This window comes from Paraburkholderia caffeinilytica, from assembly GCF_051027425.1.
GTDB classification, from domain to species: Bacteria; Pseudomonadota; Gammaproteobacteria; order Burkholderiales; family Burkholderiaceae; genus Paraburkholderia; species Paraburkholderia caffeinilytica_A.
In genome coordinates, this window is the sequence record NZ_CP186553.1 from 169,702 (window position 1) to 195,308 (window position 25,607).

The 25,607-nt window shown below is 61.3% G+C and carries 24 protein-coding genes and 1 pseudogene; 22 read left to right on the plus strand and 3 right to left on the minus strand.

Annotated features, from left to right (window positions below; genetic code table 11):
• Positions 1–226 precede the first annotated feature (226 nt).
• Both ACOSV0_RS21275 and ACOSV0_RS21280 read left to right on the plus strand, forming a co-directional pair.
• Complete coding sequence (locus ACOSV0_RS21275) at positions 227–868, plus strand: helix-turn-helix domain-containing protein (protein ID WP_434113311.1); 642 nt, start codon at positions 227–229, stop codon at positions 866–868.
• Positions 869–951: 83 nt separating this feature from the next.
• The gene (locus tag ACOSV0_RS21280) at positions 952–1,329 is read left to right on the plus strand and encodes a cupin domain-containing protein (RefSeq protein WP_434113313.1); all 378 of its coding nucleotides are present in this window, start codon (positions 952–954) and stop codon (positions 1,327–1,329) included.
• Positions 1,330–1,460: 131 nt separating this feature from the next.
• Here the strand turns inward: ACOSV0_RS21280 and ACOSV0_RS21285 are convergent, their stop codons facing one another.
• Positions 1,461–2,201, minus strand: coding sequence for an SDR family NAD(P)-dependent oxidoreductase (locus tag ACOSV0_RS21285; protein ID WP_434116045.1), 741 nt, complete (start codon positions 2,199–2,201; stop codon positions 1,461–1,463).
• Positions 2,202–2,323: 122 nt separating this feature from the next.
• Here ACOSV0_RS21285 and ACOSV0_RS21290 point away from each other — a divergent pair, with 122 nt between their 5' ends.
• The 18 genes and pseudogenes from ACOSV0_RS21290 to ACOSV0_RS21375 all read left to right on the plus strand — a co-directional run.
• Positions 2,324–3,214 carry a LysR family transcriptional regulator gene (locus tag ACOSV0_RS21290; RefSeq protein WP_434113314.1) on the plus strand — a complete coding sequence of 297 codons (891 nt, stop codon included), beginning with the start codon at positions 2,324–2,326 and terminating at the stop codon, positions 3,212–3,214.
• A gap of 125 nt (positions 3,215–3,339) precedes the next feature.
• Positions 3,340–3,870: a GNAT family N-acetyltransferase gene (locus ACOSV0_RS21295; protein ID WP_434113316.1), complete on the plus strand. Its 531-nt coding sequence runs from the start codon at positions 3,340–3,342 to the stop codon at positions 3,868–3,870.
• A 115-nt stretch (positions 3,871–3,985) separates the two neighbouring features.
• A complete protein-coding gene (locus ACOSV0_RS21300; protein ID WP_434113318.1) occupies positions 3,986–4,417 on the plus strand; it encodes a hypothetical protein in 432 nt (143 codons plus the stop codon).
• A 276-nt stretch (positions 4,418–4,693) separates the two neighbouring features.
• Complete coding sequence (locus ACOSV0_RS21305) at positions 4,694–5,590, plus strand: LysR family transcriptional regulator (RefSeq protein ID WP_434113319.1); 897 nt, start codon at positions 4,694–4,696, stop codon at positions 5,588–5,590.
• 325 nt (positions 5,591–5,915) lie between these two features.
• Positions 5,916–6,788 (plus strand): cyclase family protein, encoded by an 873-nt coding sequence (locus ACOSV0_RS21310; protein WP_434113320.1) that lies wholly within the window; start codon positions 5,916–5,918, stop codon positions 6,786–6,788.
• 12 nt (positions 6,789–6,800) lie between these two features.
• Positions 6,801–7,928 carry a CaiB/BaiF CoA transferase family protein gene (locus tag ACOSV0_RS21315; RefSeq protein WP_434113322.1) on the plus strand — a complete coding sequence of 376 codons (1,128 nt, stop codon included), beginning with the start codon at positions 6,801–6,803 and terminating at the stop codon, positions 7,926–7,928.
• Positions 7,929–7,950: 22 nt separating this feature from the next.
• On the plus strand, positions 7,951–9,090 hold the full coding sequence (locus tag ACOSV0_RS21320) for a thiolase family protein (RefSeq protein WP_434113324.1): 1,140 nt from the start codon (positions 7,951–7,953) through the stop codon (positions 9,088–9,090).
• Complete coding sequence (locus tag ACOSV0_RS21325) at positions 9,087–10,265, plus strand: thiolase family protein (RefSeq protein ID WP_434113325.1); 1,179 nt, start codon at positions 9,087–9,089, stop codon at positions 10,263–10,265. Before ACOSV0_RS21320 ends, ACOSV0_RS21325 begins: the two co-directional genes overlap by 4 nt.
• A gap of 14 nt (positions 10,266–10,279) precedes the next feature.
• Positions 10,280–10,738, plus strand: a complete 459-nt coding sequence (locus ACOSV0_RS21330; RefSeq protein ID WP_434113326.1) for a Zn-ribbon domain-containing OB-fold protein — start codon at positions 10,280–10,282, stop codon at positions 10,736–10,738.
• Between the two features lie 175 nt (positions 10,739–10,913).
• The gene (locus tag ACOSV0_RS21335; protein ID WP_434113328.1) at positions 10,914–12,023 is read left to right on the plus strand and encodes a porin; all 1,110 of its coding nucleotides are present in this window, start codon (positions 10,914–10,916) and stop codon (positions 12,021–12,023) included.
• 77 nt (positions 12,024–12,100) lie between these two features.
• Entirely contained in the window at positions 12,101–13,495 is a 1,395-nt protein-coding gene (locus ACOSV0_RS21340; protein ID WP_434113330.1) for an MFS transporter, read from the plus strand.
• A gap of 73 nt (positions 13,496–13,568) precedes the next feature.
• A complete protein-coding gene (locus ACOSV0_RS21345; protein WP_434113332.1) occupies positions 13,569–15,191 on the plus strand; it encodes a class I adenylate-forming enzyme family protein in 1,623 nt (540 codons plus the stop codon).
• Positions 15,192–15,363: 172 nt separating this feature from the next.
• On the plus strand, positions 15,364–16,314 hold the full coding sequence (locus tag ACOSV0_RS21350) for a cupin domain-containing protein (RefSeq protein WP_434113333.1): 951 nt from the start codon (positions 15,364–15,366) through the stop codon (positions 16,312–16,314).
• Between the two features lie 37 nt (positions 16,315–16,351).
• Entirely contained in the window at positions 16,352–17,263 is a 912-nt protein-coding gene (locus ACOSV0_RS21355) for a TauD/TfdA dioxygenase family protein (RefSeq protein WP_434113335.1), read from the plus strand.
• A 35-nt stretch (positions 17,264–17,298) separates the two neighbouring features.
• Positions 17,299–18,330: an amidohydrolase family protein gene (locus tag ACOSV0_RS21360; RefSeq protein WP_434113337.1), complete on the plus strand. Its 1,032-nt coding sequence runs from the start codon at positions 17,299–17,301 to the stop codon at positions 18,328–18,330.
• Positions 18,331–18,491: 161 nt separating this feature from the next.
• Positions 18,492–20,216 carry an MFS transporter gene (locus ACOSV0_RS21365; protein WP_434113339.1) on the plus strand — a complete coding sequence of 575 codons (1,725 nt, stop codon included), beginning with the start codon at positions 18,492–18,494 and terminating at the stop codon, positions 20,214–20,216.
• Between the two features lie 55 nt (positions 20,217–20,271).
• The gene (locus ACOSV0_RS21370; protein ID WP_434113341.1) at positions 20,272–21,075 is read left to right on the plus strand and encodes a class II aldolase/adducin family protein; all 804 of its coding nucleotides are present in this window, start codon (positions 20,272–20,274) and stop codon (positions 21,073–21,075) included.
• Between the two features lie 21 nt (positions 21,076–21,096).
• Positions 21,097–21,279, plus strand: a pseudogene (locus tag ACOSV0_RS21375) (hypothetical protein); the annotation flags it as partial.
• Positions 21,280–21,421: 142 nt separating this feature from the next.
• Here the strand turns inward: ACOSV0_RS21375 and ACOSV0_RS21380 are convergent.
• Positions 21,422–22,306, minus strand: a complete 885-nt coding sequence (locus ACOSV0_RS21380) for a LysR family transcriptional regulator (RefSeq protein WP_434113343.1) — start codon at positions 22,304–22,306, stop codon at positions 21,422–21,424.
• 151 nt (positions 22,307–22,457) lie between these two features.
• Between ACOSV0_RS21380 and ACOSV0_RS21385 the strand changes: the two genes are divergently transcribed.
• Entirely contained in the window at positions 22,458–23,480 is a 1,023-nt protein-coding gene (locus tag ACOSV0_RS21385; protein ID WP_434113345.1) for an NAD(P)H-quinone oxidoreductase, read from the plus strand.
• A 41-nt stretch (positions 23,481–23,521) separates the two neighbouring features.
• On the opposite strand, the gene ACOSV0_RS21390 is transcribed toward ACOSV0_RS21385, so the two are convergent.
• Positions 23,522–24,457 carry a LysR family transcriptional regulator gene (locus tag ACOSV0_RS21390; protein WP_434116046.1) on the minus strand — a complete coding sequence of 312 codons (936 nt, stop codon included), beginning with the start codon at positions 24,455–24,457 and terminating at the stop codon, positions 23,522–23,524.
• Between the two features lie 100 nt (positions 24,458–24,557).
• Between ACOSV0_RS21390 and ACOSV0_RS21395 the strand changes: the two genes are divergently transcribed.
• Positions 24,558–25,607, plus strand: a complete 1,050-nt coding sequence (locus ACOSV0_RS21395; RefSeq protein WP_434113347.1) for a Rieske 2Fe-2S domain-containing protein — start codon at positions 24,558–24,560, stop codon at positions 25,605–25,607.

Here is a 25,607-nt window from a genome sequence, read left to right on the forward strand (position 1 = left end):
GCAACGTCTCTTTGGGAGCAGTCCCATGCTACGGGTACTTGAACCGGGTGACTACTTCGGCACCACCACCTTGCAGTACGGGGATGACGGTATCTCAGTCGTGGAGACCCATTTCGCAACGGATCTGATCATCCCGCAGCACGAACATATCAATCCGTTTTTCTGTTTCGTGCTGGACGGCCGCGGCACACGATCCTGGCCGGCACGCCACGGCGAAGACGGACCGATGTCACTGACGCTTTTTCCCGCGGGCGTGCCGCATGCAAATTGTTGGTACGGGGCCGGCGGCAAGGCACTTCATGTCGAATTTTCGTCCTTGTGGCTGCAGCGGCTGGGTGGCCGGACGCGGATTCTCGATCGTCCAGATGACTTTGCCAGCGGAGCTCCGCTGTCGTTCATGCGCCGTCTGGTCCGCGAGTGCCGTGAGCAGGATTCGGCTACCTCGCTGGCCGTCGAAGGGCTGGTACTCGAACTTCTCGCGGCCTGCGAACGGTCCGTGCCGCATGCTGCAACGGTTGGCGGATCACGTCGATGGCTTGGTCGGGTGGAAGCATTACTGCACGATCGCTTTCGTGAGGCGCTGACGCTGGATGAAATCGCTGCAGACAGCCATGTTTCCGCCGACCACCTCGCGCGCGAATTCCGTAAGCACTTTGGCTGTACCGTCGGAGAATACGTGCGCCAGCTTCGGCTCGATTTCGCACGCGCCCAATTGACCAGTGGGCGCCATTCGCTCGCAGCCATCGCGGAGGCCGCCGGTTTCGCGGATCAAAGCCACTTTACGCGCGTCTTTCGGCGCCGGATGGGACTGACGCCAGGCGCGTACCGCGCGCAGTTGCTTGAAGATCGCTCCCGTACCAAAGGTTGACGGTCCGGTACAAGACCCACTGAACGGTTACCGCTTAGAGTTGCTCGCAGGTTCGACACGAACCGACGTTCAAGGAGATCACTGTGAGCACCGATGCCTTTCCGTATCTGACCCGCCTTAACGTCCTCCACGCCTTCGGCGAAATCATTGACGTGCCTGCGCTCGTCGCGGCAAACAACCATCGCTGGTACAACCAGACGCTATGTCAGGTGAACCAGTCAGTCGTCCGGCTGGGTGTCGTGCAGGGCGAATATCATTGGCACAAGCATGAAGCAGAGGACGAATTTTTTTATGTAGTGAGTGGGCACTTCCTGATTGATCTTGAGGATCGGGTCGTGGATTTGAGGCCGGGACAGGCGTTTGTTGTACGTAAAGGTCTGTTGCATCGTCCGCGAGCGCCCGAGAAAACGGTGATCCTGATGGTAGAGGAGGCAGGAATCGTTCCCACCGGCGACACGTGACTCACCGATACGGGTCACTCATTGGATGATCGTCTGCAACGAACCAACATGCGCAAATCGAGCTAAAAACCCGATAGACGATCACCTTGCGGCATTCGCAGCCTTCGTGGCCGGTCGGCGACCCTCGGCTATCAGACCTGGCCGATACCACCATCGGCCATCAGATCCGCTCCCGTCACGTACGAACTCTGGTCGGACGCCAGGAAGAGCGCAGCGTTGGCAATCTCCTCGGCCTGAGCGAGTCGACCGAGCGGGACCATGCTCTGGTACATGGCCACCAGATCCTCGCGTGCCGCCGACTGGGAGTCGAGAATCGGGGTGTCGGTTACGCCAGGGCTGAGCATGTTGACGCGAATGCCGCGATCCTTGAACTCCGCAGCCCAGGTGCGGGCATAGGAACGCAACGCGGCCTTGGTCGCCGCGTAGGCGGTGTGGCCAGGAATGCCCATGACATGCATGGCCGACGAAACCAGAACGATCGATCCACCACCTGTCATCAGCGGCAGCAGCTTCTGCACCAGGAAGACGGGGCCGCGGGCCATGAGGTTGAACGCCTTGTCGAAATGTTCGGGCGTGAGGGTGTCGATCGAAGCCTGCTCCGTAAAGCCCGCGTTCGACACAATGATGTCGACAACACCCTTTTTGTCTCTGACCGCTGCAGCGACACGGTCGAGGTCGTCGAGGTTTGCAGCGTCGGCCTTGATAGCGGTGACGTTGTGTCCGATCAGTTTGGCGGCCTCGTCGAGCTGTGCTTGCCGGCGGCCGAAAATAAAAACGTGAGCACCTTCGGCGACAAACCGCTGGGCGGTCGCCAAACCGATACCGGTCGTTCCGCCGCTAATGACGGCAATCTTGCCTGCGAGAGTGGGCATGGAGACCTTCTGCCTGTTCGTGAATGACAGGTTCATCGTAATTGCCGTCGCCGGGAATGATAATCCGCAGATTTCTCATAAGATCTATTCTTCAAGGGAATGGATCAAAGGAGGGCAATGCAATGGATCGGTTTCAGGAGTTGAACGCCTTTATCGCCGTCGTCGAAGCGGGCGGCTTCTCCGCCGCGGCGCGTAGGACCGGCGATTCGCAGTCCGCCGTCAGCAAGGCGGTCGGCGCGCTGGAAAAGCGCCTCGGCGTGATGCTATTCAATCGAAGCACGCGCAGCGTGACCCTGACGGACCAGGGCCAGAGATACTACGACCGGACAAAACCGCTCGTTGACGAGATGGATGAAGCCGACAGCGAACTGACAAGCAGCACGCTGAATGCCTCCGGTCTGATCCGCATCGCCGTATCCGCTACTTTCGGCCGCCTTCACATCCTTCCACTCATACCGGAGCTGTTGTCGCTCAATCCCGGTCTTCAGGTCGATCTTGTTCTTTCGGACTTCGTACGAGATATGGTGGAAGACCGGATCGATCTGGCGATCCGGGTAGGCCCTGTCAACGATCTTGATGCGGTTGTCAGGCGTGTGGCCGGCACCCCTCTCGTATGCGTCGGTTCCCGCAGTTACTTCAAGCAACACGGAATACCAAAGACTCCTGCCGAGCTTGTCGATCACAATTGCCTTTTATATGGCGGCCTGGTGGAGTCGGCGAATTGGCCGTTTGTAGGACCGGAAGGACGATTCAGCGTGCCCGTTCGCGGAAACCTTTCGTCCAACAGTGTCGAAACGATCCGGGCGGGTGTTCTGGCCGGTGTTGGAATTGGTCTGTTCGCCAAGGTCTCTCTTGCCGATGAACTCCGGCATCCGGACGTGATCTCGGTTCTCGGCGAATTTATAAACGAGGTCAGAGACATCAGCCTCATCTGGCCCAAACGTCGGTTTGTACCGGCACGCGTGCGTCGCGCGACGGATTTTTTTGCTACGGCCCTCCCACTGCGTGTTTAGGCAAACGGAATCATTTGGCTGGGTGCGGACACTTTCGGCCGTTCGACATTGCCGCTCCAATCGTTGACAATTCCTTGTACGCATCCGCGCTCACCAGCGCAATTCCGCACTCAAGAGAGCCTTAAATGACGGGAATATCCATCAGGTCCGCAAATATTGAAGATGCGCAATTGATCGCCGATTTTCATGTAAAGGTCTGGAGACACACTTACCGGAATCTTGCGCCAGCGGAAGCCTATGCCGCCCTCGATGAGCAACGTCGCGGCAAGCAGTGGAAGGAAAAGCTGTCTTCGAATGACAGCCATCAGATTGTGCTCATTGCCGAGATCGACAATAGAATCGTTGGAATCGGCGCTGCTGGTGGACCCTCGGAGTTGATATTCGATGGTCGCGGCGAGATCAAATTCCTTTATGTCGATCCCGACTTTAAACGCCGCGGCATTGGCCGCGAGTTGCTCGTACAACTCGCGATTCATTTGAGAAAAATGCACTATCAAGGAGCGGCTTTAAGTGTCGTCAAGGGAAATGAGCCTGCGATCGCCTTTTATGAAGCGCTTAATGGCCGCCCAGCAGGAGAGTACGTCGATCCGGGACCGATCTGGCGATCGCAAAACATCGTCTTCGCGTGGGACGATCTTGCGAGTCTTATTGCTTGAGAGAAGTCGCTAGAGTTCTAATCGACGTGCCGACCAAAATTGACGACAATGTTCCCAAGGAGCGATTGCGGGTTGTGCTCCGTCGTCGGAGACACCGCTGAATTTAAAAGGAAACATGAAACGACTATTCCTCGCTGCGATCGCAGCTATCTCTTTCGCGACTTGCGTTCATGCTCAAAGCAGCGCGTCCGGCCCGCTCGCCACGCCCTCGGGAAAACTGCAATTCGAGCGCGTTGACCGCGATTTCGTGGGGCGGCTCGACAAGGAAATTTTCGACCGCTTCAGCGCGAGCACGCTCACGCATTTCGATGACGTCGACGACACCAATGACATCGTCACGCGCATGCTCGTGCAGACCGATTCCGGTCCGGTGCTTTATGACTTTCACCACTATCCGCCACTTGTCCAGCGTTCGGATAAGCGTATGACGGTCAAGCGCGTTTTCTGGCAAGGCGATGAAGTCGTGATGCAGGGTTCGCAAGGCTGGTTCCGATTCAAACGCGGCGTGCTGACCAGGCTGCAGTCGTCTACGATGACGTACCATTGAGATCGCTTTGATCGAGACTAGGTAGGACTTGCGCAGTCAACTTCAATTCACTCATTGCATCAGCAGACGCATCACTCGTGAGTGAGTTGATGTGCGGCGAAGATCTGAAGGCCTACGCTCGCCAGTACGACATCGCTTACGGCACTTACGGGAAAACACTGCCTTCGCTCGATCTTCCCACTTCCTTCAGTTGGTGCATCATGCCGCTTGATACGCGCGGACGGCGCTTTCGCCCGAATGAAAGCGCGGGCGTCAATCACGAGGAGACAGCGGTCGATGAACATACAGCAGCTCGAGACGTTCTACTGGATCACCCGGCTGGGCACCTTTGCGGCCGCCGGCGAATATCTTCATACGTCGCAGGCCAACGTGTCCTCACGGATTCGTGAACTCGAAAGTGAGCTCGATGTGCTGCTGTTCGAGCGTATCGGCCGCACCGTCACGTTGACGCTCAAGGGCCGTGAGTTGCTCTCGCATGCAGAGCGTGTGGTGGCCGAAGCGGCACGTCTGCGGGTCGCGGCGGGCAAACTCGTGGTCGGGCAGGGGTTGGTGCGTATCGGCGTCGGCGAGGTCATCGCGATGCGTTCGCTAATCACCATCATCAACCGCCTGAAGGAGCGCTATCCGGGCCTCGATGTGGAATTCGACGTGAATCTGAACGCGAACTTGCTGAGCAAACTGGAACGAGGTTTGATCGATATCGCGGTGGTGGGCGGCCCGGTCGACGACCCGGACACCAAGCTCGTGCCGATCGGCGCGATGAACTTCGTATGGGTCGGCGCGCCGGCGCTGCTCGGCGATCTGACCAGCGCGCGCCCTCGCGATCTGGCTGCGCTGCCGATCATTTCCTTATCGCGCGATGCGCGCACTTTCGCGGTCATGCAAGGCTGGTTTGCCGACGGAGTTGCCACGCCCACCACGATCAACTACTGCAACAGTCTTTCGACGATGCTCAACGTGGTGCGAGCCGGCATCTGTATCTGTATGATGCCGTTCGAACTCGTCGCCGCCGACATCAAAGCCGGCACGCTGCGTGTGGTGACGGCCAATCCGCCACTGCGGCCGCTGCCATTTTTCGTCGCCACGCGTGCTGAAAGCATCGATCCCGCGGTGGCCGACATCGCCCAGATCGTCGTCGACGTCACGCGTTTGCCAAATATCGATATGCAGTAGGCGTAGCGGCCGTTCGCGCATCAGCCGCGAATTTCACCAGGACGTCCGCACGTTTCCTGAAACCCCATCTGCCGCGGCGCAACAACGTACTCGCACCGCACAGGGTTGTCCCTGATCCCTTTCCTTTGAACACCAACTGTCGCAAGCAGCCAGGCCCCGCCGCTGCGCGCTTACGGCGTAGTCACGCCAAAACTTATCGATATCGACAAGAACTTCCCGTTTGACCCTCATAGGGTCAGCCTTTTAACGTGTGTTCACGGAGACAGCGTTGTGCAGCGACACGACGACATTACCGGACTACGTCAAATTCAAAGGCGAACGGGACATGAAAGAAGCATGGCAGCGCTGGGGCGCGGAGGATGAGCGCGGCGCACTCAATCTGATCGGACCGGAAGAAGTGCGGCGCGCTGTGTCGCTCGTGAAATCCGGCGAAGTGGTGAGTCTCGCGCAACCACTTTCGGCGAAGACGCCCGGTCCGAAACACCGTTGTGGCCTGCAGCATTTCATGAATCGCGATGGCGGTGATTATGCCGCTGGCGGTCGCCGTCCGGGTGGATTCCAGTTCTCCGAAGATAGCGTCGTGATGCCTTTGCATATCGGTACGCACATCGACGCGTTGTGCCACGCATGGTACGACGATGAACTCTACAACGGCTTTTCCGGCAACACGGTTCGCAGCACGACGGGTGCCGCCCGGCTCGGTGTCGACAAGATGCCGCCGATCGTCACACGTGCCGTACTGCTCGATTTCGTGCAATTGCGCGGCAAGCCGCTTGCGCCGAACTACTCGATCAGCCGCGCCGATCTTCTTGAAGCCGCAGGGGCCGCCGACATCGAGATCGGCCGCGGCGATGCGGTGCTGATCCGCACGGGCTGGCTCGAAGGCCAGGCGGACGTGACGGACATCTCATTCGATATCGAGCCGGGCATCGACGTGGAAGCGGCGTTATGGCTCGCGCAACGTGACGTCGCGGTGATCGGTGCGGATAACTACGCAATCGAAGTGTTGCCGTTTCCCGCAGGCCAGGTGTTCCCGGTACATCAGCGATTGATTCGCGACTATGGTGTGCCGCTGCTCGAAGGTCTGAGCCTGAAAGAGATTGCGTCGCGCAAGCGCAGCACGTTCCTGCTGATGGCGAGCGCGCTGCCGATCGTCGGTGCGACGGGCAGTCCGCTCGCGCCGACGGCCGTGCTGTGACGGAGCGCGCGAATGTCCCGCTTCAATTCATTCATGCAGGGTGTACGGGTACTCGACGTCTCCGCCTACATTCCTGGTCCGCTCGCCGGGTTGCTGTTCGCCGATATGGGCGCGCAGGTCATCAAGATCGAGCCGCCCAGCGGTGACGGCATGCGCGAGCTGGGTCCGCGCGACGACGCCGGCATCCCCGTGTTTCATGCATCGATCAACGCGGGCAAGACGATCTGCCGGCTCGACCTGAAATCGCCGCAAGGCGTCGCCACATTCCTGAGGCTCGTCGACGAGGCCGACGTCGTGATCGAAGGCTTTCGTCCCGGTGTGATGAAGCGGCTTCGTCTCGACTACGCGACGCTCGCCGAACGCAATCCGCGGCTCGTCTATTGCGCGCTCACCGGCTACGGTCAACGCAGTCCCGCCGCGCACGAGGCCGGACACGACGCCAACTATCTGGCGGCCTCCGGCGTCTTGCATCGCAACGGCAACCCACCGCGGTATTTCGATCCGCCGATTACCGACGTCAGCGGCGCACTGTTCGCAACGATCGCGATTCTCGGTGCGTTGCATCGGCGTGACGCGGATGGCGCCGGCTGCTTCATCGATCTGGCGCTCGCCGATACGCCGATGCTGCTGCAGCAGTTTGCGCTGGCGGGCCTCGGCGCCACAGGTGTCGCGCCGCAGACGGACGAAACCTATCTGAACGGCGGTGCGGCGTACTACCGCGTGTACCGGACGCGCGATGCGCGACATGTGGTGCTCGGCGCGGTCGAGCCGAAATTCTGGCGGGCGTTCTGCGAGGCCGCACATCAACCGGCATGGCTGGCGCGGCATCAAGACGCGTTGCCGCAAACCGAACTGATCGGCGAGCTCGAAGCATTCTTCGCGACCTTGAGCGCCGCCGAATGCATCGACCGCTTCGCTGCGGCGGATTGCTGCGTAACGCGGGTGCTCGATTTGAGCGAGGCCGTCGAAGCGCCGCATCACGTCGCGCGCAATCTGTTGCGCCTCGGTCCGCATCACGATTTACAGGTGTTGTTTCCCGCGTGGATCGACGGCGCGCCACCCGCCGTGCGCGGCCCCTCGAAGACGACTGCCGATCCGGCATTCGCGGCTTGCTTCGAAGGGCACCGGTCGACTGTTTGATATCAACCAGAGGGACTCTCATATGACTTACAAGGTTCAGCCTGGCGTCATCGGCTGCGCGATACGCCCGGTCATCGGGGGACAGGACCGTTCGCTCGAAGAGATGATGTACGACACCGTGCAGATGGCGCTCGCCGATGCCGGTCTCACGATCGACGACATCGACGGCATCGTGGTCGCTTCGAACGATCAGTTCGACGGTCGCGCGATCTCGGTCATGATGGCCTCCGGGCCGGTGGGTGGCGTCGATCGCGACATCCTGTCGACACCTTCCGCTTCCGAGCACGCATTCGTGATGGGCGCGCTGCGTGTCGCATCGGGCCACTATCGCACGCAACTGGTGGTGTCGTGGAGCCCGACCGAGGCATCGTCGCTCCCGGAAGCCGAACGGCTCGGCACCGATCCGTACTTCCATCGCATCCTGCCGCTCGACGAACTCTCCGCGCATGCGTTGCAGGCCGCCACGCTCGAAGCGCAAGTGTCCGGCGTGCGTGATCTTGCGGCGCGCGTCGCGGCGAAGAACCGTCATCACGGTGAACAGGCCCGACCGACGACGCGGCCGGCAGCAGGGCTCGCGCGCTGGCCACTTGCGCCATCGATGACCTCGCAGCCGGTGACAGGCAGTGTGGCCATGATTCTGGCGTCGCCGGAATTCATCGAAGAACGCGGGATCGTGGATGTCGCGTGGGTGCGCGGCATGGGCTGGGCGACGGAAACCGGTTTCCTCGGCGATCGCGAACTGGGCCGTGCGCCGGCGCTCGAAAGCGCGTCGCAGCAGGCTTACAAGGCAGCCGGCATCACGAATCCGGCCGCCGAGTTCGACGTTGCCGAGGTGACCGACGCGACGCCTTACACGGAGTTGCTCGCCTATGAGGCGCTCGGACTGTGTGCACGCGAGCAGTGGGCCGAGCAGATTCGCGCGGGCAAATTCCAGCGCGGCGGCGCGCTGCCGGTCAATCCGTCGGGCGGCGTGCTCACGCACAACCCCGTGTTCTGCAACGGTTTGATCCGTATCGCCGAGGTGGCCAATCAGGTGCGCGGCCGCTCGGGCGAACATCAGATCGACGACGTGCGCTGTGGCCTCGCGCATGCGGCAAGCGGCTTTGCAATGCAATATCAGGCGGCGATCGTGCTCGGCCGTGAACAGGGAGGAGCGGCATGAGACAGGAACGCGTCGGCATTATCGGCATCGGGCAATCGGCATTCAAGCCACGCCGCGACGATGCCAGTTATCCGGATCTGGTTCGCGAGGCGGTCGTGCTCGCGATGGCGGATGCGAAGCTCGACTTCGAGCAGATCGAGGCGATCGTCTATTCGCTGTCGCCCGATGCGATGGTCGGCATCGGCAATGCGGAGCGTCTTGGCGTCGATGCGGTGGGCGCACGCAACAAGCCGTTCCTGCGCATCAACACGGGCGGCGCCACCGGCATTTCGAGCGTGATCTCCGCTTATTACCACGTGGCGTCGGGCGCCTGCGACGTCGTCTTGACCGCCGGCGCGGACAAGGTCGGCGAATGCGGCGATTCCCAAACTGTGCTCAACAAGATCTGGGATCCGTCGTACGAACGTCAGCTGCCGCTCGGCACGATCAACATGCTGGCGATGTCGGCGGTGCGCTACATGAAGCACTACGGGATGACGCAGGAAGACATGGCGCGCGTCACGGTGAAGAACCGCCGGCACGCGTCGCTCAATCCGAATGCTCATTTGCGCAAACAGGTGAGCATCGAGGACGTGATGACCTCGCGCTGCATCTCGTGGCCGATCAAGCTGATGGACTGCTGCCCGCAATCGAGCGGCGGCGCCGCGATGGTGCTGGCCTCCGAGCGTTATATCCGCGAGAACCGTCTCGACGCGGTGTGGATCACAGGGCTCGCGCATTGCGCGGAGACCTACTGGCTCGGCGACCGGATGGCGTCGAACCCGATCGCCGATCACGCCGATGCGTTTGCGCTGGGCCGTGCATTCGATCGCGCCTATCAGATGGCCGGGATCACGGATCCGCGCACGCAGATCGACGTCGCCGAACTTTACTCGCCGTTCAGCAACACCGAGTTTCATTCGATCGACGCCGCGAGGTTGTGCGAGCGAGGCGAGTCGGTGCAACTGATGCGCGAAGGCTACTTCGAACTCGGCGGCAAGGTGCCGGTGAATCCATCGGGCGGCACGCTCTGCACAAACGCGATCGCGGTCACGGCGATGGTGCGCGCCGCCGAAGTCGCATTGCAGGTATGGGGCAGGGCCGGCGGCCATCAGGCAGCGGGGGCAAAACGCGGCGTCGCGAGCGGCAACGGCGGCGACCACCAGATTTTCGGCACGATGGTCATTGAGGCTTGAGAGGAGATACGAACATGGCAACAGAACTTTTGCGACGCAAAGAGAACTGGAACATCACCTACGACCACGCGCTCGGCGAAACCGCCAGCTGGTTCTACGTGCAGATTCGCGACAACGCGAAAATCTACGGTCGCCGCTGCGCGGAATCCGGCAAGGTGCTGGTGCCGCCGCGCGCGTTTTCCGACCAGACGCTCAAGCCGACCACCGAGTGGGTCGAAGTCGGTCCCGGTGGCACGATCACGGGCTTCACGATCGTCTATGAGCCGTTCCAGAACCTGCCCGATCCGCCGTATGCATTCGGTTATGTACAACTGGATGGCGCCGACACGTCGATTGGCGGCTTCTTTACCGGCGTCGATCTGAGCGATGGCGATGCCGCCGCGAAAGAGCTGAAAATCGGCCGCCGCGTAATGACTCGCTTCTCCGAAGATCGCACCGGCGACGTGCTCGACTTCCGCTTCGAGCCTGAATGATCGACCCATGGCGATAGCGGCGCTGCCGCGACGGACGTTCGGCTCGTCGCGCAGCCGCATCGCCTGAATGATTCATTGACTCGCGTGCGAAACGCATCGCCGCGTCCTGCGCGGCGGCAGGGTTTCGTGCGCCCGTCAAGCTTGGCTACACAAAAAAAATCATGGAGACGACGCAATGAAAAAGTTTTTGCTGGCGGCACTGCTGGCGAGTCCGGTCTGTACGGTGTACGCGCAAAGTAGCGTGACGCTGTACGGCCTGATCGACGAAGGTCTGACATTCAACAGTAATCAGGGTGGCCATCGCAACTACACGGCGGCGAGCAGTGTGATGCAAGGCAGCCGTTGGGGTGTGTCCGGCACGGAAGATCTGGGCGGTGGCCTGAAAGCGGTGTTCCGGCTCGAAAGCGGTTTCGACATCAACAATGGCACGATGAGCCAGGGCAGCCGGCTTTTTGGCCGGCAAGCGTATGTCGGGCTTGCCTCGAACTACGGCACGTTGACGATGGGACGTCAGTACGATCCGGTAGTCGACTACGTGCAACCGATCAGCCTCGTTGCGTTCATGGGCGCATACGGCGGCCATCCGCTCGATAACGACAATCTGCAGGACACGTACCGCGTCAACAACACGATCAAGTACAAGACGCCTACCTTTGGCGGCGCGTCTGCGGAAGCCATGTACGCGTTCAGCAATACGGCCGGCGGCTTCAACCAGAACAGCGCATGGAGCGTCGGCGCCGGTTACGCGAATGGCGCGGTGGTGCTAGGCGCGGGCGTGATCAAGCTCGATCATCCTGGCGTCGGCACCAACGGCGCGGTCGGCGGGTCGGGCAGCGGCACCACGTCCGACTATGCGGCGCTGGCCAATACCTTCGTTGCCGGCAGCGTGCAGAATGAATGGATCGCCTCGGCGGCGGGCACCTACACCGTGGGCGGCGCGATGTTCGGGATTGTGTATTCGCATGTGCTGTACGAGATGCCGACCTCGAACGTGCGCTTCGATAATTTCGAATTCGACGGTTCGTATTACTTCACGCCGTTTCTGCGGCTGAGCGGCGCTTATACGTTCACGCGCGGCAACGTCGACCTGACGGACCAGCAACCGCGCTGGCATCAGTTCAACCTGGTGCTCGACTACTTCCTGTCGAAACGCACCGACGTGTATCTGATGGGCGTCTATCAACGCGCAGCAGGCGATGCACAGACCGCGCGAATCTATCCGATGGCCGCGTCGAGCAGTGTCAACCAGTATCTCGCGCGCGTCGCGATCCGCCACAAGTTCTGAGTGCCAACCATCCGCGCGGCGGCGTGAACCTAAAGTTCGGCAGCCGCGGCTTTTGCAGGAATGTCGAGGAGAGCGTCATGTCAGCGAACAGCAGTGAGCACACGTTGCAGGCAGGTTATGCGGCGCCGGCCGATGAATCTTCAGCCAGCGCCAAACGCCGCCTGGGCATTCGGGTCGTCATGTCGAGTTATGTGGGCAGCACGGTCGAATGGTTCGACTTCTTTATTTACAGCATTGCCAGCGCGTCGGTGTTCAACGTGCTGTTTTTCCCGGAACTGGGTTCGACCGGCGGCACCCTGGTTGCGTTTGCGACGATCGCGATCGGCTATCTGGTCCGGCCGCTCGGCGGCGTGATCTACGGTCATTTTGGCGATCGCATCGGCCGCAAGAAGATGCTGATCTCGAGCATCGTGCTGATGGGTGTTGCGACGATGCTGGTCGGCATCATGCCCACTTACGCGCAGATCGGTCTGTGGGCGCCGTTGTTGCTGATGGCGCTGCGCATGCTGCAGGGCCTCGCGGTGGCCGGTGAATGGGGCGGCGGTCTGTTGATGACGCTGGAACACGCAGGGCCAGGCAAGCGTGGCTTGTGGAGTTGCGTGATCGGCATGGGCCAGTGTTCGGGACTGCTGCTCGGCACGGCTGCGTTCGGACTCGTGTCGCGCTTGCCGGAAGCGCAGCTGCTGTCCTGGGGCTGGCGTCTGCCGTTTCTCGGCGCGGTGCTGCTGATTGCGATCGGCTTGTGGATGCGCCTCGGCATTTCGGAGAGCCCGGTGTTCCTCGAGCAGAAACGCAAGGACGAAGCGCTGCGCAAGGCGCCACGTCTGCCGCTCGCCCAGGTGTTGCACACGCAATGGCGCCAGGTGCTGCAGGCCGCGTTGATGGTGTCGGGACCGTTTGTGATCAGCGCCTTGATCAGCCCGTTCAGCATCGCCTATGCGGTGCAAGCCGGCTTCCCGCGTGTCATTGCGCTCAATGCGGCGACCACCGCGGCGCTCTGCCAGGTGATCGGCATGTTCTGCGGCGGCTGGCTGTCCGACAAGGTCGGGCGGCGGCCGGTGTTCATGGTCGCTGCGGTGCTGATGGCGACCAACATTTCCGCGCTGATGTATCTCGCGACGCTGCACGACAGCGGCATGCTGGTGCTTGGTTTCGCACTGGCCGGCCTCGCGCACGGTTTTATGTTCGGCCCGCTCGGCGCCTTCATCACGGAACTCTTCACGACGAGTACACGCTTCACCGGTGCGTCGCTCGGTTATCAGCTGGCGGGTGCGTTGGGCGGCGGCTTCACGCCGCTGATCGGCGGGGCGCTGCTGGCCGCGGGTGGCGGCGTGCCGCACGCGCAGTACGTGATCGCGTTCGGCGCGTTGTTCTGTGTCGTCAGTTTTGTTGTCGCGCTGAAGTCGCGGGAAACCTATCGCGAAGACCTGAATGCGGTGGGCGCGGCGTCTGGCGCCGGCGTGGGCTCATAAGTCGCCACGGTATCGAAGCGTGAGCATCGGCAGGATGCGTTCACAACGGCAATCACTTCATCACATGAGTTTTATGATGCGAGCACCTTTAAGCAGAAACCTGTTCGATCTTCTCTGCGAAATGGCGGCCCAGTCGCCGGACCAGCCCGCGGTGATCGCAAACGACGAGCACGTCAGCTGGCGTGAACTCGAAATCCGCGCACGGCGCGTCGCGGCTTGCCTGCAATCGTTCGGCGTGGCGCGGGGCGACCGTGTCGGGCTGCTGCTCAGCAACCGGGTCGAGTGGATCGAGATCTGCTTGGGCGCAGCGCTGCTCGGTGCGGTAGTGGTCCCAGTCAGTACGTGGTCCAAACGCGCTGAACTGGATTTCCTGCTGCGCGACGCGAGTCTGAAAGTGTTGTTTACGCTTGAGCGTTTCGGTGACCAGAACTACGCGGCCGATCTTGCCGCGCTGATTCCTGAGCAGGCCGACGTGCGTTCCGGCAGTGCGCTCTGCGCCACTTATCCCGCGTTGCAACAGCTTGTCTGTGTGGGCGGCGATGGCTTCGCGGGTGCCTCGCAGTACGCCGAACTCTGCCGCCGCGCCGCGCCGCTCGATACGCTTCCGCCGCCCGGCGACGGCGCCTGCGCGGCTGACGACGCATTCATTCTCTACACGTCCGGCTCGACTTCGTTCCCGAAAGCAGTTCGGCTGACCCATGGCAATGTGATCGAGAACGGCTTCAATATCGGCGAGCGGCAGGGGTATACCCGCAACGATCGCGTGCTGCTGAGCCTGCCGCTTTTCTGGTCGTACGGCTCGGCGAACGCAATGTGCGCGACCTTCACGCACGGCGCGACACTGGTGCTGCAAAGCCGTTTCGAGCCGGCCGGCGCGCTCGATCTGATCGAGCGGCATCGATGCACCGCGTTGTACACGCTGCCGGCGGCGACCACCGCGCTGGTCACGCACCCGTCGTTCTCGCGCGAACGCACGCGCAGCCTGCGCACCGGCCTCACGATCGGCAGCGCGCAGGACATCGCGACGGCGGCTGATGTGCTCGGCATCCGCGAAATCTGCAATGTGTACGGGCAGACCGAGACGTACGGCAACTGCTGTGTAACGTGGCACCACACGCCGCTCGACGAGCGCAAGCACTGTCAGGGGCCGCCGTTGCCCGGTGTGCGGCTGCGCATCGTCGATGCCGAAAGCGGCGTGCCGGTCGCGCAGGGGGAACCCGGCATGATCGAGGTGGCGGGGCGCGTCACGCCCGGCTACACCGGCAAGAGCGAAACGCTGAACGCGGAATGCCGGACCGCGGACGGCTATCTGCAAACCGGCGACATTGGCCGCATCGCGGAAGACGGCAGCCTGCAGTTCATCGGGCGTAACACGGAGATGATCAAGCGTGCCGGCATCAACGTCGCACCTGCCGAGGTGGAAGAAATTCTGCGGCAGCACGAAGGCGTCGCGCTCGCCGGAGCAGCCGGCGTGCCCGATGCGGAGCGTGGCGAGATGATCGTCGCGTTCGTCGTGAAGGCGCCGGGCGCGACCGTGACGAGCGAGGAGTTGCGCGCGCATTGCCGGGCGCTTGCATCGAGTTACAAGGCGCCCGACCGCATCGAGATCTGTAGCGAACTGCCGGCCACGCCGACTGGCAAGGTGCTGCGCAAGGAGCTCAAGGCGATGGCGGTTGCGTTACTGGCGGTTAAGTAGCCGGTGGCGGCGTGAGCGCGTTTTGCTGCGGCTTCGATAAGGGGAAGTGATGAGTATCGACAAGAACTTCCCGTTTGACCCGAACCACGCAGGCGCTTAACGTGAAGGCACAACGATAGAAGCCCGTCCGCCGCCGCGCGGCCGGAAAAAGCTGATGAAACTGGAGGAAGACATGTCAACAGCCGCTCCCACGCGGTCGATCGCGGATTTGCCGGCGCAGCGCGCCGCCGCGCCGAAAACCGCCGCGCAACGCACCGCGCGTTATTTCAACACGGGCAACGCGTTCAATATCCAGCTGCCGCCCGTGCCGGACCATGCTTTCACCGCCGAACCGGCGCGCGCGTTGAATCCCGATACGCCGACCGGTCTGATCGACTGCGATCTGTCGGCGCAGTTGCAGATTCCCGTGCCGGCTACCACGCCGCTTTCGCTGGTGCGCTACGCGCGCATTCGTGCCGGTGAATCGCTGAATACCGATTTCGCGGCGAGCGGCGTGATCGTCTATGTGATGGTCGGCAGTGGTCAGACAATCTGCGGCGACGAACAGGTCGACTGGAATCCGGGCGACGTGTTCGTGCTGCCCGGCGGCATCGCGCATCATTATCGGGCGGCGCCAGGCGCCGACGCCGTGCTGTGGATCGTCACGAACGAGCCGCAACTCGCGTTCGAACATCTGCGCGCACCGGTCGGCGGCGATGCGCCGACCCCGGTCGTGCATTATCCGGCCGATGAAATCGAACGCCAGATCGAGCTGATCTATGACGTCGGCCGTGGCCAGGATATTGCGGGCTCGGCGCTGATTTTTTCGTCGGAGCGTCAGGAGGCGATTCGCAACGTGCTGCCGACGCTCACCGTCGCGATGAACTCGTTGCCGCCGGGTGTCGCGCAACGTCCGCACCGGCATAACTCGATGGCGGTCGCTCTGATCATTCGCGGCGACGGCTGCTTCTCGATGATCGACGGCAAACGCAAGGCGTGGTCGCAATGGGCGACTACGATCACGCCGCCGGTGGCCGTGCATTCACATCACAACGAAGGCGATCAGCGTGCGATGTTCCTGATCGTGCAGGACGGCGGCATCTACTACTACACGCGTGCGATGGGCTTCTCGTTCGCCGACTAGAACGAGAACCATCCACCCAATTAAGGAGACATAGACCATGTCAGTTCAAGCCGTGAATGCTTCCACCGTCACCCGTACCGCCAATCGATTCAAGGTCCGCAAGCTCGGCGACGCGCTGGGCGCCGAAGTGCTGGGCGTCGATATGCGCCATCGGCTGGACCCTGCCGCTTATCAGGAATTGCACGATATCTGGATGGAGCATCTCGTGCTGGTGTTCCCCGAGCAGCACGTGGACGACCAGCAGCATGTGGAGTTCACGCGCAGCTTCGGCGAGCCGGAGATTTTCCATCAGGACATCATCCGCTCGAAGCGCGTGCGCGAAATCTTCCGTGTGTCGAATGTGGATGAGGAAGGCACGCTGATGCCGCCTGATCATCCCACCGCGCGGCAAGTGTCGCTCGCGCAGTTCTGGCACACGGACAGCAGCTATCGCGCCGTGCCGTGCACCGGCGCGCTGCTGCACGGGATCGAAGTGAGCCGCACCGGCGGTGAGACGCAGTTCACCAACATGTACGCCGTCTACGATGCGCTGCCCGGCGCGCTGAAGAAACAGGTCGAAGGGCGCCGCGCTCTGCACGACTTCGAGTTTCTGCAAAAACAGAACAAGCTCAAGCCGCTCACCGACGCGGAACGCGCCGCGATGCCGCCGGTGTGGCAACCGATGGTGCGCAAACATCCGGTGACCGGGCGCAAGTCGCTCTATATCAGCCCGATCTACAACGAAGACGTACAAGGCATGCCGCGCGACGAGGCGCGTGCGCTGATCGCGGAACTCGCGGCATTCGCCGGGCGGCCGCAATTCGTCTACTCGCATCGCTGGGAGACGGACGACGTGGTGCTGTGGGACAACCGTTGCACGATGCATCAGGTGACTTCGTTCGAGCCGACCGAGCGGCGCGTGATGCACCGCACGACGATCGTCGGCGATCAGCCGGTGATCGCGGGCTGAACCCCAAGGACACACGACGCTTTCGAGGACTTCCCATGTCGACTAACGAGCTTCCCGTTTTCAAGCATGTTCAGTTGAACCCCGCGTGGCTGGACCGTCTGCGCGAAGACATCATCGAACCCGACCTGCCGATTGTCGATCCGCATCACCATCTGTGGGATCGCGACGGTGGATATCTGCTTGACGAACTGCTGGCCGACACCAGTTCGGGCCACAACATCACCGCCACTGTCTACGTGCAATGTGGTTATGCCTATCGCGACGACGGGCCGGATGCATTCAAGCCAGTCGGCGAGACTGAGTTCGTCGCCTCGGTGGCCGACGAAGCCGCGCGGCGCGGCGTGAATACGCGGGTCTGTGCGGGCATCGTCGGCTATGCGGATCTGACCTTGGGCGACGAAGTCGACGCCGTGCTGCAGGCGCATGTCGATGCCGGCGGCGGCAGATTTCGCAGCATCCGTCATATCGTCGCGCGTCACGAGTCGTTCCAGGCGAGCCTGCTGACACCGCCTCCGCTGTTCCTGATGAACGACGCTACGTTCCGCCGTGGCGTAGGCCGGCTCGGTGCGTTCAACCTGTGCTTCGACGCGTGGCTGTATCACACGCAGATCAAGGAACTGGCGAGCCTCGCGCGGGCCTTTCCGGAGCTTCCGATCGTGATGAACCATCTGGGCGGGCCGCTCGGCGTCGGTCCATACCACGGGCGCCGCGATGAAGTGTTCCGCGAATGGCTCGCGGCGATCGACGAACTCGCGCAGTGCCCGAATGCGTATGTGAAGCTCGGCGGCCTTGCGATGGCGATCGCTGGTTTCGAATTTCACCGCGAGCCGTTGCCGCCTTCGTCCGGCGAATTGGCGAATGCGTGGCGGCCGTATATGGATGCGTGTATCGAACGCTTCGGCGCTGAGCGCTGTATGTTCGAAACCAATTCGCCGGTCGACAAGGGCATGTGCAGCTATCCGGTGATGTGGAACGCGTATAAGCGGATCGCCTCAGGCGCTTCAGCAAGCGAAAAAGCGGCACTTTTTCACGACACCGCGACGCGAGTCTATAAGCTCGGGCACTAACAAACCGTGCGGTAGATAAAGAGGCAGCGCCGGAGCGCATCGGGCGGCAGGCATGACATGCCGGCGTTCGAAAGACAGGCGATGAAAAAATACCGGCAGAGCGGTGCCATGCCACAGCGGCGTGGCACCGCGAGTGTCCGGCAATACGGAGACGACGACACATGGGTACAGCATCCCCCCGCGCCGATTTCACCGGCAGGGAAAGATGGAAGGTGATCATAAGTTCGTCACTCGGCACGGCATTCGAGTGGTACGACTTTCTGCTTTATGGCGCACTCGCGCCGGTCATTGCGAAGCAGTTTTTCTCCGGCGTTAATGAGACGGCAGCATTCATCTTCGCGCTGCTGACGTTCTCGGCGGGCTTCGTCGCGCGGCCGTTCGGCTCGCTCGTGTTCGGGATGATCGGCGACCTGGTCGGGCGCAAGCGCACGTTCGTCGCGACGATCATGCTGATGGCACTGCCCACGTTTCTCGTCGGCTTGCTGCCCAACTACGCAACATGGGGCATCTATGCGCCTGCCACGCTGATCGTGCTGCGGGTGCTGCAGGGTCTTGCCGTCGGCGGCGAATATGGCGGCGCGCTTGTCTATGTGGCCGAACATTCCGAGCCGGCCAAGCGCGGCAAGGATACCTCGTGGCTGAGCGCAATGACGCCGGCCGGGATCATTCTCGCGTTGTCGGCTACGCTGGTGACTCGCACGATTTCCGGTGAAAGCGCATTGGCGGACTGGGCGTGGCGGATTCCGTTTCTCGCCTCGATCGTGCTGTTCGGGATTTCGATGTGGCTGCGTTTGAAGCTGAAGGAATCGCCGGTATTCGAAGAGATGAAAGCGGCTGCGCGCGACAAGCGGCGGCCCGTGCGCGAAGCATTCGGAGAATGGCGTTATCTGCGCACGGCCATTCTGCTGACCTGCGGTGTCAATACCGCGATCGGTGTGATCGCCTATACGTCCGAGTTCTATTCACAGTTCTTCATGGCGCGCACGCTCGGCATCGATCCGGTCACGATCAACTGGGTGATGCTGCCTTCGTTGTTAATGAGCATTCCGATGTATATCGTGTGCGGCTGGCTGACCGATAAGTTGGGTCGCAAACCGGTCTTTCTGATCGGTACGCTGCTCGCGGCTCTGACGTTGCAACCGGCGTTCCGTTTGATGACGCACTACGGCAATGAAGCGCTCGAAGCTGCGCAACGCGCCGCGCCGGTCGTCGTGTCCGCCGATCCCGCCAATTGTTCGTTGCAGTTCAATCCGGTGAGTGCGGCGGCGCTGAGTTCTTCATGCGATATCGCGAAGGGCTATCTGGCGAGCCGGATGGTGTCGTACGAGAACCAGACATTGCCGGCTGGTTCGATGGCGTCGCTACAAATTGGCAATACGAAGCTCCAGGCGTTCGACGGTACCGGCATGCCGAAAGCCGCCTTCGCCGCGCGGGAAAAGCAATTCCAGGCGGACGTTCAGAAGGCGCTGGCGGCGAACGGCTATCCGGCGCTGGCCGATCCGGCGCACGTGCATCGCGGCGTGCTGATTTGCATCATGACGTATCTGCTTTCGCTGCTGGCGATGATCTACACGCCAGCCGGCGCCTGGATGACCGAACTGTTCCCGACGCGCATCCGCTATACCGCGATTTCGCTGCCGTACAACATCGGCGCGGGGTGGTTCGGCGGCTTCATGCCGAGCGTCGCCTTCGCGATGGTGGCGGCCAATGGCGGCGTGTATTTCGGACTGTGGTATCCGGTCAGCTTGCTCGCATTGGCCGTGCTGGTAGCGGCCTTCGGCTTACCTGATACGAAGGATCGCCGGCTCAATGCACCGATCGGCGACGACGAGTCGAGCGATGCAGGGCACGGCGCCGAGCACGCTGTCGAGCAACGCGCCGTGTGATGAAAAGCGGGGTGACGCGCGGCCACGATGGCGCAATTTTGGTGGAGGCGAGAATATGTCTGCGAGTCCGATGACGACGATGGATGATTTGCCACTGACGCGAGACAACGCGCACGGCACGAGCGACGCGGAGCGCACGCTGCGCGTCGAACTGGCGGCCGCATACCGGCTGGTCGATTACTTCGGCTGGACCGAGCAGATCTACGGCCACCTGACCGCACGCATTCCCGGTCCAGAGAATCATTTCCTGATCAACGCGTTCGGCGAGAACTACGACGAGGTCACGGCGTCGAGCCTGGTGAAGATCGATATGGACGGCAACGCGGTGTCGGGCGCGAACAGCTCGGTGAACTACGCGGGCTTCGTGATCCATTCGGCGATCCATATGATGCACGACGAGCGCAACCTGGTCGTGATGCATATCCATTCGCGCGCGGGCATGGCGATCGCCGCGATCAAGGAAGGCTTGCTGCCGATTTCGATGTTTTCGACCGTGTTCTACGAGAACATCGGCTATCACGATTACGAGGGTGCGTCGCTTTATCTTGACGAGCGCGATCGTATTGTGCGCTCGCTCGGCTCGGCGAAAGCACTGATCTTGCGCAATCATGGTTTGCTGGTGACAGGCGCATCGGTGCCGGAATGTTTTCTGCGGCTATACCGGCTGGAGCGGGCGTGTCAGATTCAGGTGGATGCCGCGGCCTGCGGCACGCCGAACCTGATCAGCGCGCCGGTGGCGGTCCGATCGCGCAACGATCTCGGTGAATTCCAGGGCATGCAGCGCATGCCGGAAGGGACGGTTGAGTTCGAAGCACTCAGACGCAAGCTGGACCGGAGAGATCCCGGGTATCGGGACTAGACGGACCTTCATCTCTTCCCCGGTTCAGCGCTTTATGACTTTCACCGCTATCCGCCACTTGTCCAGCGTTCGGATAAGCGTATGACGATCAAGCGCGTTTTCTGGCAAGGCGATGAAGTCGTGATGCAGGGTTCGCAAGGCTGGTTCCGATTCAAACGCGGCGTGCTGACCAGGCTGCAGTCGTCTACGATGACGTACCATTGAGATCGCTTTGATCGAGACTAGGTAGGACTTGCGCAGTCAACTTCAATTCATTCATTGCATCAGCAGACGCGTCACTCGTGAGTGAGTTGAAGTGCGGCGAAGATCTGAAGGTATGCGCTCGCCAGCACGACATCGTGCACGACTATTTCGTGAGGGTTGTGTGATCTTCGAACGCGGAGACGATGCCGTCGATCATTGCTGTGATGCGTGCGGTATGCCGAAGGTCCTGATGCGTCACGAGCCAGATCTCGTAGACCGCCCCACGCGCGGGTGCCGGCCAGATCTGCACGAGGCCGTCGTGTTCCGCCAGATGTATCGGAAGTTCACCGATGCCGATGCCGGCCTTTACCGCCGTACGCAGCATGAGGCTGGAATTGAAAGTCGACACGATGCGACCCGCGTGAATCGGTTCGCCGGCAAGAGTCGGTGAGCGATTACCAGTCCAGTTTCCCTGATAGACGACAAGATCGTGGCCCGCGAATGCAGAGCCAGTGGCAGGATGGCCGTGCTGCTCGAGATAGGCACTCGATGCAAAGAGCGCCATGGGCCAGCGAGCCAGACGCCGCGCGACAAGATCGGGATTGTCCGGCCTGACTGACCGGACAGCAATGTCCGCTTCACGCTTTGCCAGATTGAGCATGCGCGTCGACGTGTCCAGCAGGACGCGCACTTCGGGATGCGCGGCATGCAGGCGTTCGATGGCGGGAAGCAGGAAATCGAGCGCGATCGAGTCGGTGCTGGTGACTCTTACATCCCCCGCAAGCCGCGTATCGGTGCCTTGAGTTCGTCTGACGAGTTCATGTGCGGAGTGTTCCATTTTCTCCGCCGATCTCAGCGCGGCCTCGCCTGCGGCAGTCAGCGTGTAACCCTCAGAGGTGCGCAGAAAAAGCGTTGCACGCAGGGCGTGCTCCAGCGCCGCAATCCGCCTGCCGACCGTCGCCTGATCGAGATTGAGCGTTCTGGCCGCTCCACGGAGCGTTTTCTCGCGCTCCACCGCCAGAAACACCCGCGCGTCGTCCCAGTTCATCGTGCCACCCTCCTGATGCAAATTTGCATCTCACCACATGAATAATGCTGCGTTTATTCATCAATGTCGATGCCTATACTGAACGCAAGAGTTCCTCGCCAAGTGATCCGACCGGATCAATCGAGCCTCATCAATCGAAGGAGTGGTATCCATGTCTGCTTCAACTTATCGTGTGCCGTCGACCATGACGGCCATTGAGATCAAACAGCCCGGCGGTCCTGAGGTCCTGGTGCCGGCTACGCGCCCAGTGCCGATGCCGGCCGCCGACCAGGTGCTGATCCGCATCCACGCGGCTGCCGTGAACGGCCCAGACGTTTTCCAGCGCAAAGGGTTGTACGATCCGCCCCCCGGCGCTTCGGACATTCCAGGGCTGGAAGTGGCAGGTGAAGTGGTTGCCGTTGGCGCCGACGTGTCTCAATTCCGGATCGGCGAACTGGTGTGTGCATTGATTCCCGGCGGCGGCTACGCGGAATATGCCGTTGCGCATGCCTGCAACACAATGCATATCCCTAAAGGCCTGACGCTGGTCGAAGCGGGCGCTATGCCTGAAACGTTCATGACGGTGTGGCTGAATCTGTTCCAACGCGGCAAGCTGGTTGCCGGCGAATCGGTGTTGATCCATGGCGGCGCGTCAGGTATCGGCACGACGGCGACCATGCTGGCGAAGGCGTTCGGTGCGGCGAAAATCATCACGACCGTCGGCTCGCAGGCGCATCGGGAGGCCAGCCTCGCGCTCGGCGCGGATCTCGCGATCGAATACCGCGAGGAAGATTTCGTCGCTGAAACGAAGCGGTTTACCGATGGAAGAGGCGTCGACGTAATCCTCGACATCATTGCCGGCGACTACGTGGCCAGAAATTACGACGCCGCAGCCATGGACGGACGGATCCTCCAGGTAGGCGTGATCAAGGGGCCGGCGAAGGAGCTTAACCTCGTGCCGATGCTGACAAAACGTCTGACACATATGGGCTCGACATTGCGATCGCGCACATCCGCGGATAAGGCGACCATCGTTCATGAACTCGAGCAGCATGTGTGGCCGCACATCGAGAGCGGCAAGATCAAGCCGGTCGTCTACAAGACCTTTGCACTTGCCGACGCCCGCAGCGCTCACGAGCTGATCGACTCCGGCACACACTTTGGAAAGATTGTCCTTACGACAGGCGCGGCCTGAGCGGGTCGCCGTGGGGGGCGGGGCTGAACAGAACGGGACCGCTATCTTGCCGGTAAGTCGGGATAGCGCTCGAACGTGCGCTTGATGAGTTGCCGGAGCCAGATATTGGCCGGTTCGTCGTGAAATCGGGGATGCCAGAGCTGGCGAAGTGCAAACGGTGGAAGCGGCACCGGCGGCGGGACAATCTTAACGGTCCCAAGCTTGGCGAATACGTTCCCAAGCTCCAGCGGCACCGTGGCAATCAGTTCAGGATGTTCGTCGATCAATAGCGGTACGACGAGGAAGTGCGGCGTCGTCAGATAAACATTTCGATGGATGCCGTACTCGTCGAACGCACTGTCATAAGCCGCACCCGCGCGCCCAGTCAGTGAAACGACAATCTGCGGCATCGTTTCGAACTGTTCACGCGTAATCGATTTGCCGACCTCCTTGTTTCGCACGCTCACCATCGTGACGAAAGAGTGCAAAAAGAGTTGTTGCTGGTAGAGATCATCGGGCGCGGCACGGATCGACCCCAACGCGAGATCCACTTCTCCAGACGCAAGCAGCCCCTCGATCTGCTCGATCGGAACTTGTACGGATCGCAACGTGCAGTTCGGCGCCTCCTCGCGCAACCGCCGGATGAGCGGTGGCAGAAAGACGAGTTCGCCCATGTCCGTCATGCAGAGAACGAAGGTGCGCCGCGCTGTCGAAGGATCAAAGCGCGCCTGCGAGACGACGTCCTGACGCAAGGTCGTCATGACTTCAACGATCGAGACGCCAAGCATGGTGGCTTTTGGCGTCGGCTCCATGCCCGATGGCGTCTTGACGAACAGAGGGTCCTCAAAAAACGCCCGCAGCCGATTCAACGCATGGCTCATTGCGCCCTGTGACAGCCCCACTTCGGATGCCGCTCGCGTCACGCTTCGTTCGCGAAGCAGCGCATCGAACACCACGAGCAGATTCAGATCGAGATCACGTATATGCACAGCGTGCATTCCTTGCATTAGTCCCATTGGCTTGACGCATGATGGTGCCGAATCTATCTTGAGGTCAAGCGTGCCAACGATAGGCCGCACCCACATGATGGAGACAAGGATGTTTATCAGGAATACGTGGTACGTAGCCGCCTGGTCGCATGAGGTGGAAAGCGAAGCGCTGTTCGCTCGCGTCATTACCGGTATCCCGGTTTTGCTGTATCGCGAGGAAGGCGGCGGCGTCGTTGCGCTCGAGGATCGTTGTTGTCATCGCGGCGCGCCACTGTCGGTTGGGCGGCGCGAGGGCGATTGCGTCCGCTGCATGTATCACGGCCTGAAATTCGACAGCACCGGGGCATGTGTTGAAGCGCCGGCTCAGCAGCGCATTCCGCCGCAAGCGAAAGTTCGAACATTCCCGGTTGTCGAGCGGCACCGCTGGATCTGGATCTGGACGGGCGATCCTTCGCTGGCCGATCCGGCGACGATTCCCGACACCCATTGGCTCGACGATCCGCAGTGGCGCAGCTTGCCTGGTTACATTCACTACGACGTGAATTACCTGCTGATCTGCGACAACCTGCTGGACTTCTCGCATCTGCCGTTCGTGCATCCCACCACGCTGGGCGGCCCCGAAGACTATGCAAAGGTACAGCCCAAAGTTGAGCGGATCGACGGCGGCGTTCGCATCACGCGCTGGACGTTGAACACGGATGCGCCTCCGTTCGCCGCCGCCGTCAAGAACTGGCCTGGCAAGGTGGACCGTTGGAATGTCTACGACTTCACGATTCCGGCGATTCTGCGAATGGATTCCGGCATGGCGCCGGTCGGTACCGGCGCGCAAGAAGGTGCGCGTGTCGACGCAGCGGAATTCCGTGGCTGCCAGGCACTCACGCCCGAAACGGAAAACTCCACGCACTACTTCTTCGGTCATCCGCACAACTTTGCGATTGATCAGCCCGACGTCACGCGGGCGATCCATCAGGCGGTTGTCGATGCATTCGACGAGGACCGGGACATCATCACCGCTCAGCAGAAAAATCTCGCACTGAACCCTGACTTCAGGATGATGCCGTTCGGTATCGACGCCGCACTGTCCCAGTTTCGCTGGGCCGTCAATCAACGTCTTGAGGAAGAGAAACAGCAGATACCGGAAGCAGTGCAAGGAGCCTGA

What these genes read in the sequence shown, in the direction of transcription:
- ACOSV0_RS21275 (WP_434113311.1), top strand. Translation starts at nt 227, where the DNA reads ATGTCACTGACGCTTTTTCCCGCGGGCGTGCCGCATGCAAATTGTTGG.
- ACOSV0_RS21285 (WP_434116045.1), bottom strand. Translation starts at nt 2,201, where the DNA reads ATGCCCACTCTCGCAGGCAAGATTGCCGTCATTAGCGGCGGAACGACC.
- ACOSV0_RS21290 (WP_434113314.1), top strand. Translation starts at nt 2,324, where the DNA reads ATGGATCGGTTTCAGGAGTTGAACGCCTTTATCGCCGTCGTCGAAGCG.
- ACOSV0_RS21295 (WP_434113316.1), top strand. Translation starts at nt 3,340, where the DNA reads ATGACGGGAATATCCATCAGGTCCGCAAATATTGAAGATGCGCAATTG.
- ACOSV0_RS21300 (WP_434113318.1), top strand. Translation starts at nt 3,986, where the DNA reads ATGAAACGACTATTCCTCGCTGCGATCGCAGCTATCTCTTTCGCGACT.
- ACOSV0_RS21305 (WP_434113319.1), top strand. Translation starts at nt 4,694, where the DNA reads ATGAACATACAGCAGCTCGAGACGTTCTACTGGATCACCCGGCTGGGC.
- ACOSV0_RS21310 (WP_434113320.1), top strand. Translation starts at nt 5,916, where the DNA reads ATGAAAGAAGCATGGCAGCGCTGGGGCGCGGAGGATGAGCGCGGCGCA.
- ACOSV0_RS21315 (WP_434113322.1), top strand. Translation starts at nt 6,801, where the DNA reads ATGTCCCGCTTCAATTCATTCATGCAGGGTGTACGGGTACTCGACGTC.
- ACOSV0_RS21320 (WP_434113324.1), top strand. Translation starts at nt 7,951, where the DNA reads ATGACTTACAAGGTTCAGCCTGGCGTCATCGGCTGCGCGATACGCCCG.
- ACOSV0_RS21325 (WP_434113325.1), top strand. Translation starts at nt 9,087, where the DNA reads ATGAGACAGGAACGCGTCGGCATTATCGGCATCGGGCAATCGGCATTC.
- ACOSV0_RS21330 (WP_434113326.1), top strand. Translation starts at nt 10,280, where the DNA reads ATGGCAACAGAACTTTTGCGACGCAAAGAGAACTGGAACATCACCTAC.
- ACOSV0_RS21335 (WP_434113328.1), top strand. Translation starts at nt 10,914, where the DNA reads ATGAAAAAGTTTTTGCTGGCGGCACTGCTGGCGAGTCCGGTCTGTACG.
- ACOSV0_RS21340 (WP_434113330.1), top strand. Translation starts at nt 12,101, where the DNA reads ATGTCAGCGAACAGCAGTGAGCACACGTTGCAGGCAGGTTATGCGGCG.
- ACOSV0_RS21345 (WP_434113332.1), top strand. Translation starts at nt 13,569, where the DNA reads ATGATGCGAGCACCTTTAAGCAGAAACCTGTTCGATCTTCTCTGCGAA.
- ACOSV0_RS21350 (WP_434113333.1), top strand. Translation starts at nt 15,364, where the DNA reads ATGTCAACAGCCGCTCCCACGCGGTCGATCGCGGATTTGCCGGCGCAG.
- ACOSV0_RS21355 (WP_434113335.1), top strand. Translation starts at nt 16,352, where the DNA reads ATGTCAGTTCAAGCCGTGAATGCTTCCACCGTCACCCGTACCGCCAAT.
- ACOSV0_RS21360 (WP_434113337.1), top strand. Translation starts at nt 17,299, where the DNA reads ATGTCGACTAACGAGCTTCCCGTTTTCAAGCATGTTCAGTTGAACCCC.
- ACOSV0_RS21365 (WP_434113339.1), top strand. Translation starts at nt 18,492, where the DNA reads ATGGGTACAGCATCCCCCCGCGCCGATTTCACCGGCAGGGAAAGATGG.
- ACOSV0_RS21370 (WP_434113341.1), top strand. Translation starts at nt 20,272, where the DNA reads ATGTCTGCGAGTCCGATGACGACGATGGATGATTTGCCACTGACGCGA.
- ACOSV0_RS21380 (WP_434113343.1), bottom strand. Translation starts at nt 22,306, where the DNA reads ATGAACTGGGACGACGCGCGGGTGTTTCTGGCGGTGGAGCGCGAGAAA.
- ACOSV0_RS21385 (WP_434113345.1), top strand. Translation starts at nt 22,458, where the DNA reads ATGTCTGCTTCAACTTATCGTGTGCCGTCGACCATGACGGCCATTGAG.
- ACOSV0_RS21390 (WP_434116046.1), bottom strand. Translation starts at nt 24,457, where the DNA reads ATGCACGCTGTGCATATACGTGATCTCGATCTGAATCTGCTCGTGGTG.
- ACOSV0_RS21395 (WP_434113347.1), top strand. Translation starts at nt 24,558, where the DNA reads ATGTTTATCAGGAATACGTGGTACGTAGCCGCCTGGTCGCATGAGGTG.